Origin of the sequence: Caballeronia calidae, from assembly GCF_900044055.2 — a bacterium.
GTDB classification, from domain to species: Bacteria; Pseudomonadota; Gammaproteobacteria; order Burkholderiales; family Burkholderiaceae; genus Caballeronia; species Caballeronia calidae.
In genome coordinates this window covers 178354-187586 of record NZ_FCOX02000009.1, presented here as the reverse complement: position 1 = coordinate 187586, position 9233 = coordinate 178354, and the positions used below count along the sequence as shown (strand labels likewise).

Annotated in this window: 5 protein-coding genes and 1 pseudogene; all 6 read right to left on the bottom strand. The window is 57.3% G+C overall.

Annotated elements, in window-relative coordinates; all coding sequences use genetic code 11:
- The coding region (locus tag AWB78_RS11860; RefSeq protein ID WP_198399248.1) for a transposase at positions 1-539 on the bottom strand (539 nt) is incomplete at its 3' end.
- A gap of 1858 nt (positions 540-2397) precedes the next feature.
- Positions 2398-2787 (bottom strand): hypothetical protein, encoded by a 390-nt coding sequence (locus tag AWB78_RS11855; RefSeq protein WP_157697483.1) that lies wholly within the window; start codon positions 2785-2787, stop codon positions 2398-2400.
- A gap of 466 nt (positions 2788-3253) precedes the next feature.
- The gene (locus AWB78_RS11850; RefSeq protein ID WP_062604761.1) at positions 3254-4171 is read right to left on the bottom strand and encodes a glycoside hydrolase family 75 protein; all 918 of its coding nucleotides are present in this window, start codon (positions 4169-4171) and stop codon (positions 3254-3256) included.
- A gap of 33 nt (positions 4172-4204) precedes the next feature.
- Positions 4205-4663 carry a hypothetical protein gene (locus AWB78_RS11845; protein WP_157697481.1) on the bottom strand — a complete coding sequence of 153 codons (459 nt, stop codon included), beginning with the start codon at positions 4661-4663 and terminating at the stop codon, positions 4205-4207.
- Positions 4664-4972: 309 nt separating this feature from the next.
- Positions 4973-5141 (bottom strand): annotated as a pseudogene (locus tag AWB78_RS43415) (transposase); the annotation flags it as partial.
- Positions 5142-5425: 284 nt separating this feature from the next.
- Entirely contained in the window at positions 5426-9220 is a 3795-nt protein-coding gene (locus AWB78_RS11840) for an SNF2-related protein (protein WP_062604759.1), read from the bottom strand.
- Positions 9221-9233: the final 13 nt, after the last annotated feature.

Below are 9233 nucleotides of genomic sequence, written 5' to 3'. Positions count from 1 at the left end.
TTCGCCTTGGCCAGCAGCGCATCGATCTGTTCTTTGAGTTCCAGCTCGGCTTTCTTCATCCGCTCGTAACTCATCGCCTTATGACGCGACGCATTGGCCTTGATCTTCGTGCCGTCAACGGCAATCGTCCCGAGCTTGACCAGTCCGCATTCCTTGGCCAGCTTCACCACTTGCACAAACAGCTCCGACAGTTCCTTCAAGTGAAAGGCGCGAAAGTCGCAAAGCGTGCGATGCGCCGGATAGTTGCCCGCGGCGAGGACCCGGAACGCGATATCTTCATGCAGCTTCCTGGCCAGCTTGCGCGACGAAAACACCCCGGTCGCATAGCCGTAGACGAGCACCTTCACCATCATCGCCGGATGAAAGGGTTGATTGCGCGGGCCGCCGCCCGCATACCGCGCATGGAAGCTTGACAGGTCGAGCGAATCCACCGTGTCGCTGATGTAATAAGCCAGGTGCCCTTCCGGCAGCCAGTCTTGCAGCGCGTGGGGCAGCAACATCTGCTGCTGCGGCTCGTATGGGAGATAACTTGTTGGCATCTGCTAACAACGTCTTCTCCGCTCGGCCGGATGACATCAGATTTCTGCCGCGCACGCTCCTAGGTCGCGGCGAAGTCAGAGTGAGCTTTCTTCCGGCTCTCACACACAAAGTGCCCTCGCACTCCTCGACATAGCAGTGCTTCAACTTTTCCAACGTGGGTACGACCATCTGAAGCATCTTCAAGTCATCGCACGTACTCAGTTCGGACGCGCGGTCGGAGTTGTTGGTGACCTCAACAATATGGTCTCGCAGAGCGTCGTAGCAGATATACGGGTATTCTTGATTACCCATTGGACGCCCTCGCGGAAAATTTGGAAGCTTAATATAGCGCCTTTAGAATCGGTCAGTACGTGCTCGAACCCTTCGATGCCGACGCCGTTCCACGAACACCAAGCGGCGCGATGCGGGTGATTGTGTCCGACGCTTTCACTGAAGCTGACTGAGTTGAGCTGTCACAATGTTCAAAGTGTCGCTGGCTCATTGTGCAAGCTTTCTTTCGTAGAATTTCGCGGCTCGCAGCGCTTCACCATACACGTTCCAATGCTCAAGGACGTCGAATTCTTCACGAGTAATTTCCACTTTTCGCTGCGCACGGCCCGAGCGACTAGTCATCCATAGCTGGGTGTCGTTATATCGGACCAATTCGCAAGCCGGGCCAACCGATGCGTCAAATTTCTTCGAACGTGCCATTTTTTAATCAAAATTCGTTATCGTTAAGTTCGACTTTCGTCGCTGCAATTCTGTGTAGAAACGAAACCAATGCAGATTTTCAAGCGCTACCAGGGGCTGGTAATTAGTTTCTGTTCTTGACAAGGATTCACAATATTCGCCGCACGTCTTCAAGTCAAGGTTTAAAATCGAATTTTCCTCCTCGTCGAACGCCAATATAACTTTTTATTCTTCAACCAACGCTGACGTCGAATATCGTCGCCTACAATTACGGCGACACGATGCCTAATCATCGAGCCGCGCAATTGCTATCAGCCATCATGCCTGCGACGTGGTGCCCCGCCGCCTCAGCGAGCCTCCGGCAACGTTTGAGATTTGCCCGCAAAAGCCCATAAAGCCCAAGTTCTACGTGGCTATAGCGTTCAGCTTTCGCTATAGCCATTATCGGCTCGACTGGTCAGTGCGTGCGCCAGTTCGCACGACCGACACCCTTCGGAGCGTTAGGCGGCCTCGCGCCACCCGAGAGACACTGAGCTCATCCGAGCATACTCTGCGTCGAGACGCTCGAGAACGTGGTAAATCGTCGGCCGTCTCGGTATCCCACACATGTGCAAGCTCGAGATAGGCCGCATCGAAGATTTCGTCGACGTGCTCTTCTCCGACCGGCAAACTGAGATGGCAACTGGCCGGAACATCCCGCAAGCGTCCTTATGACCGATAGATGTTACGCAGCGTCGATATAATCGTCGAAGCGACAAGTTCGGGTACGTCGCGATTGCCGCGATACCGCTCGTGGAAACAGCCGCTATCCACCTGCGCGAAGATGAACGCGCCTGTCGCGAGGACTTCTTCCAGCACGGTGACCCGGTCGCCCGGGCAGTGCCCAGAATGTCGTGTGCTACGCCCGTGGCGTCAATCGAGTTGAAAGCAGGATGCTTTTTCAACCGCCAGTCCAGGTACCCAGACTCCTCGCCCTCTTCGAATACGAATCGTGCGTGTGCCATCGTGTTTCTTCCTTCGAGTTGTCCTGACTCGTATAGAAAAAAGCGGCGAACGCGCGGAACGGGGCGCGTTGAGCAGAGGTTACAAAGTCGAGTTGCTTTGATGCTTGGGGACAAATTGCGAGATAGAAAGGGGCGGACGCGGTGTGATGCCGCGCACCCGCGCTCCCGGACTAGGCGGAGCCTGCTAAACCTTGACCGGCAACGAAGACGGGAGGTTTCGGACGGTGCTCGTCTTGAAGTGTCGTTTCCAGGCGAACGCCGCCCAGCTGGCCAGCATGGCGAAGGGGATTCCGACTCCCATGAGAGTCGTCGTTTGGCTCTCGACTCTAGATGCTTTATGCGCAGCTTCTTCTGGGCTGTACCAAAATTCGCGGTCAAGGTCGAACACACTCCCGTACTTGCAGCAAATCAGTGCGAAGTTGTCGGCTTCAAAGTCCCATCGAATTTCCTCGGTCGTAAACGCGACCATCGGCGGCTCATTAAACCGTATGAAGAAAGCTTCGTCAGCATTTTGGGAGGTTCGAACGAATGCGGCGGCAAAAATCGACGAAAGGCGTCGGCGACGCTCCCCCAAACCGTTCTCCGCAGAATTGGACGCTGCCGCTCACCCTGTGCAATGGGCCCCTAAACGACAGGGACGAAATGGCCGAGCGCGGCAATCCAGAAAATGCCGATGCGGTATTTGCGGTGCTCGAAATGCTGGGCGGGAGCTGGCAGAAAAATGCGACGACTCGTTCGTTTTGAATCGGTTGAACGAGATTTCAGCCTTGCCGCAAGCGGAATTTTTTTGCTGCTCTCGGGGAGCTTTCGCACGGCGTCACCGACCCGTTCGCCGCTCGAACAGTTGACGCGTCGGGGACCGTTGCCCGCTGGTGCTGCCCGTTTACAACGCGGCACTTCCTGATGTTCGCGCGGCACCTATGGGAGGCCAGCAGTACCAAACTTTCGAAAGCGCGATATGTTTCCACTAAAGTCGGCGAGGCGAAGTTTCCTTTTGAATTTGCGTCGACGAATGAACTTCGAGGCTCGCCCCTGACCGTTCAATGTCCGGCTAGCACGTTCCCTTTGAACCGTTCAAACGCCTCCTTCCCTTTAGCTCCAATTTGCGCCGCCAGATTGTCGGGAGTCAGCGCGGGGCAGAGCTTCCCCGGCACGCTGTCCTTGCATAGAACCCGAAAGCTGCCTGGGAAAACCAGATAGATAACTGCGGTCGGGAAGTCGACGTCGTCCACCTTCGTGCAGCCACCGGTAAGCGGGTCCGTCTCAGTACAGACGTTGTGCCCAAGCTCTTGATGCAGTTTCAGGGAGCCCTCGCCCAAGTTGTAAGCGGGTCCACTGTCTCCGACTACCGCATAGGCAATACGATTTCCGGACACCACAGCAGCCAAGTCGCCAATTTCAATTTGGGCTCTTGTTCTAAGCGTCGGAGGGACGACGATGAACGGTATCGCGCCGGCATTCAAGTATTTATCGTATTTACGGTATTTACTGTCCGAGTACGTCAGCGATGTCGTGAGTTGTCGCGTGCTGTCTCCTTGAATCGTTCCCGGGCCGTCAGTGTCGAGCGACAACTTTGCATCGAACAATATTGTCCCGTCTCGGAGCTTCAAAATCGCAGTGTTTTTCCTCGGGTGCGGCTTCGAGAGTAGTTGTCCTGCCCGGGTGCACTTGGAATTGGCCTTCCCGTTCACCCGTAGTTGGTCATCGCACCACCGTCCGCAACCTTGGACAAGCTGACCGCCAACGGTTCCTTTCGAGCCACACTCTGCAATCTCCGCCTTCCAGTCGTTCGCGACCGGCACCCCGGACAGAGGCGCGCGACCGAGTACTTCCGCAGATGAAGCCGGTGCGGTGTAAGTCTCGCCTCGCGCTACAGAAGCGCCGACCATGAAAACCACGCAAAGCCCGACTCTAGAAATCGAAAGCATCGCCGCCTCCACACCCAGTTTTGTTTTCATGCGAGCGCGCATGGTCCTGTTAGCAAAATCGCCTCAACGCCTCAGAACAACTCCCGCCATGAATGCAACGATTCCAGCGAAGAACGACGCACTCATTAGCCAAAAAAGTTGGTGCGGGTACTGCCGGCGCGATTGCGTGCCGACGAGGGCATCTCCGACCAGACGCGACGCTGTGATTTGGTACAACAACCCGCTTCCGATGGATACGCACAGAAACGCCCATGACAGCAAGAGCCACGAGTCAAGGTAAGGGCGCAGCGCCGCTGTCTCGGGAACGCCAAGGACTTTTCGCAAGAAGAACACAGGAAGCACAAGCGCAGCCAACGCCATCTGGATGCAGCTCTTCGAAGCGTCTATCCAAATCGACATCATTCGAACGTAGTTCTCGACGTGCGCTTCAGCCATCGTGAAAACCTCTTCGTTGTCTGATTGGAGTCCTACCAGAGCTGATACGCGCAGCCGGACCACGGCGGCGCCTTTCGACAGGGACAACGCGCTCGAGCCATACCTCCGTTTGGCGGAATCGCGACTTGCTGCATGCGCGCCAGGCACGCGAAGTCTTCGACCAGTTATAGAACTTCGCGTCCTCGTAAGCAAGGTGCAAGCTCATCGATTAGCCTCGTCTCCGTTGCCCCCTCGACCCGCCTCAAGTCTGATTTGCCTTCCACGCTGAAGCTTGTTCAGAGCCCTCTGCCGCCGATGGTGAAATGGCGGCGACAAAATCGGAGGCAGCATGGAAATTTGCGATTGTCCCCGCCACGCAGAAGCAGTTTTTGCCGTATTTGAGATGCTTAGACTGTCTTAGGAACCTAGCACTACTGGCACTGCGTGAACCAGCATGAGCATCCGCGAAGACCGCAAAATGAAGGCCAGCGAGAGTGTCGGGCAATCGCTCGTAGTCACGCGCAAGTCTTCGAAATCGGTTAAGCCAGCGAAAACTGCGCTCCACTACCCAATGTCTGGGTAAGACAGGCGGGGCGAACTCAACTGCCCCGAGCTCCATCGGCTCGTCGATGAGTCACGCTGGGTCGCCCTCAAGCAGGTACGGATACGCACCCACCGACGATGAACACATGAGTCCCGGGCGAGTTGGCACTGCCTCCCGAGTCGAAGACCGTGGTCAATCAAGACCTTAATGTGCCTGTGCGAACTGCTCAGGCACGTTAAGCGAAGCAGTTTCTGACCTCGGACTCTAACAGCGCTTCGTACTAATACCGGGGGCAGGTCAAGGGCGCTAGGCACAGATAATACCGGTCACGCAGCCTCTTCCCAGAATACGTAGAGGAACCGCTGCAAGTCCGCGTTGGTGACTGGATATTTCTCAAGCAGCTCTTCGATGTCTCGCTGATTGACAAGGGACACCTTGCTGTTCCGCGCCCGCTCGCAGGTGCTGTCGTTGAAAAATTGATTGGTCACAGCCCATAGCGAAAAATCAACCTGTGGGTGGCGCGCCTCGTACTGCGCCCGGCCGAGCAGCACGTCTTTGACGCCTTGAGAGTCGAGCGAAGCGTTGTCGGCTCCGGAACTCTTGCACTGCACGAGGTCGCCTTTCGTCCCGGTGAATGCGACAACGTCAACGCCTTCATCCTGCCGGGGCGTACGGTAAACAGTCTTGTAGCCCTTCTTCTGCCAGATAGCGGCTATCAAGGCCTCAAACCAGTCCCATTCCATTCGAACGACCTCGTCCAGCGTAACCTTGCTGGCGAACACGGGGTCGTTACTGCCGTCGGGAACGATGTCCTGAACGTTCCAGTCCGCCGGCGTAACCGAACCTGAGCCGTTGAGCATGTTGTCAGCCAGTTCGCGCTTTTCCTCGAGCAACTCGTGAAGGCGTACGTCGAACGTCTTGAAGTCGGCCGCTGACGTGATGGGGAGATAGACGTGGACCTCGCGCTTCTGGCCGATGCGGTAGGCGCGGTCCGTCGCCTGGTCTTCCTTGGCCGGGTTCCAGGTACGGGTGTAATGGATGACGTGGTTGGCTTCCTGCACGTTCACGCCGTACCCGACTGCGACCGGCGACAGGATGATGACCCCGAATCCGGGCTTTGCCTGGAACGCCTTGATGCGCTTCTGGCGGCTAGCAATGTGCTTGGAGGATGCTTCGACGTCGCCATTTATAATATCGGGTGAGAAACCGAACTGCTCGTTGATGAAGTAGGCAAGCATCTGCTGTGTGTCGCGAAATTCCGCGAACACGATGGCTTTCTCGTCCTGCATCCGCACCTGCTCAAGCGTATCGAGCAGCCACCCGGCTTTCGGCGCTTCAATGCGAAACTGCGCTAGCGGCACGGGCTTGAACCGGCCCTGCCCCGGCGCATGTGGCGTTGTGCAGATGGAGCGAAGGTACTGAAGCAGGCCCAGATGGTTTTTGAACGGAGACGGCATAGGCGTCTCGCGCGACTTGTCTTGGCTCTGTTTGAAGCTGTTGACCGCGTTCGTGTAGTACGTTCGCTGGAGGTTGGACATCGGAATCAGGCAGGGCTTCACGTGCTTGAGGGGAAGCTTCGCGACCTTCGTCTTCATCCGACGCAAGATTTGCGGGTCAATGAGCTGCTGAAGCTCCTTGACCCGAGCCTCTTCCTCTTTGGTTTCCGCTTCGATAGGCTTGCGATAGCGTTTGCCGAACTCGTTCAATGCGCCCAGCAGCCCGGCCTGGACCAGGTCGAAGAGGCACCAAAGGTCGATGAGCGTATTTTCCACGGGAGTCCCGGTACACACGACCTTGAACAGCACGTTTTGCTTTTTCGCCGCCCGCGTCATCATCGCGTTCGGGTTCTTGATTTTCTGCGACTCGTCGCAGGCCATAATCGACCACTTCTGCGCGGCGAACGAGAATTCGAGGTCGCGGAGTGTCTCGTAGTTCGTCAGCACGATGTTGGCGTCGCCAACCCAGCCCGGCTTCAGAAATCGCAGGAGATTCTCGTCACGCAGCTGCGCGTCAATCGCGGAACGCGGCACGCGGAGGTTGCTCAAATTGTCCCCGTACGCGATGAGCGGCCGAAATGTTCCCTCGGAGAAGAACTTCGCAATCTCCTCCGCCCAATTCTCCAACAAGGACACGGGCGCCACAATCAGCGCAGGCGGCAGGTTCGGGTCCTCCTCGAAGGCACGCGCGATGAATGTCAGCAGCTGCAGCGTCTTGCCGAGCCCCATGTCGTCGGCAAAGATGGCGCCCCGGCAGTGATTCGGTGCATGGCTGAACAGGTGTTGAAGCCACGCAACGCCTTCGTTCTGGTGCTGCAACAGGTTGGTGGTGGACTTGAACCCCGTCGGGAGCCTCGGCTCCTTAGAGTATGTTGTCAGGATGTCGCGCCGGATTTCCTCATAATCGACGGTGTCGATGTTCGATTTGATGAGGAGCTGCTTGCCCTTGCCCGCCTTCACCGTATTCTCTTTCTCGCCGCCTGTTACACCGTCGTCACGGTTCTTTTGCGCATCACTGCGCACTTTGCGGTAGACATCGAGCAGGTCCTTGGCGTCGTTAATCGGAATCGGCTTGGGTAGTCCGGGCAATTCGACTGAGGTCTTTCCTGTCGCCTGCGCTTCTTCGACCTTTGTTCGCAGCAGATTCTGGACGTCGTCACTGAGCGGTACGGCGACGGGCTCCGTGTCCCCATCGGGTGTGTACACGACCATGTTGACCAGGTTCTCGGGCCACCATTCATCGCCCTTCTTGGCAATATATGGTGAGTAGTAGGGCCTATCGACGCCTATGTCCTCGACGCGCGAAGTGTAAGCGTTCAGGTCGTAGATTTCCGTGTATCGCACAAGGATGCGCGGCTGACGCCGTTCTTCGAGGGCGTCGTTGAGCGCCTGGAGCTGGTCCGGACTATCTCCGAGGAGCTCGAACTCAAAACCTGCCCAGGCGTAGAGTTGGCGTTGCTTGACAATTGCGCCATTAAGGCCCGTGATGAAGCCGTCCAGTTGCTCGTCGTCTGAAAAGAGCCGCTCCTCAGCAGTGACCTGTCCGGCCGTGCCCGGCGACTCGACCGAAAGTCCGACGGTCTCCGGATATCCGAACGCGTCACGGCGGACAATCGCAGTGAAATGGTCGAAGAAGATGTTTGCGTCGATGCGCGCCTGCTCGAACTGCGTCTCGTCGATGACGCTGGCCACATCCACCCCGAGCGTCGCGCGAGGATTCACGAGAAATGCTTCCGCGCGACTTCCTGCCACCCGGCGGCCTTCCATGTTACGGATGGTCTGGAGCGCGGCGCGCATCTCAGCTGTAATCACCACTTGTACCACGCCTTCAGGAGTATTGATGTCGTAACGCGGCGGGATGTTGCGGTACGAGTCGAAGATGTCAAGCCAGTTCGGCGGCGCGCCCTTAAATCCCGGCATAATCTCAACAACGCGCGTGCCACCCACGTCGCTCTTACGCATCGTAATGGCGAGGGTCTCAGGAGTGAGTACGACGCTCTGATACAGAAACAAATCGAGGCGGGCGTTGGCTGCGAGCGCTGAACGCCGAATTTGGCCCCAAGCGAGACGATGCGCGCTTTCGTTGCGCTCAGTGGCCGGGCGCGCTTGGAATTGCATCACCTGCTGAGCCGTCTTCCAGCCGGCCAGCGAAAGCAAGTGCGCTTTGCCGTCAATCATGATGACGCCACCCGATTGCTCTGCGCCTGCCAGGCTTCTGCCAGCTTCGTCCCGCCAACTCGCGACGTGAATTGAAAAATCCGCGTCCGTCAGCGAATGATGGCTTTTGAGTTCCGGCACCGCGTTGCAGAAGGGCGGAAGCTCCAGTTGCGGCAGACTTCGCTGAAAAACAGGTTCGTCGAGCAGACTATAGAGGCTTGCCCACGGCAGATGCGCAGTGTCCTCCGTGCCGGAGGCATACCCCTCGTCGTGCAATTGCGTGATAAACGCTGGTAGCGTCGGGGCGGAAAGCAACGTGGCGCCTGCTCGCGTGCCGACGGCTTCGAAAGTGCCAAGGTCCAACCCTTCCGGCATAAACGCACGCCAGACCCCGGTGAGCGTCGGGCTTACGGCGGTGTTGTCGGTTGCTGACGTCATCCCGGCGGCCCGTTTCAGCCATTTCAACATGGTCTTCAACTCC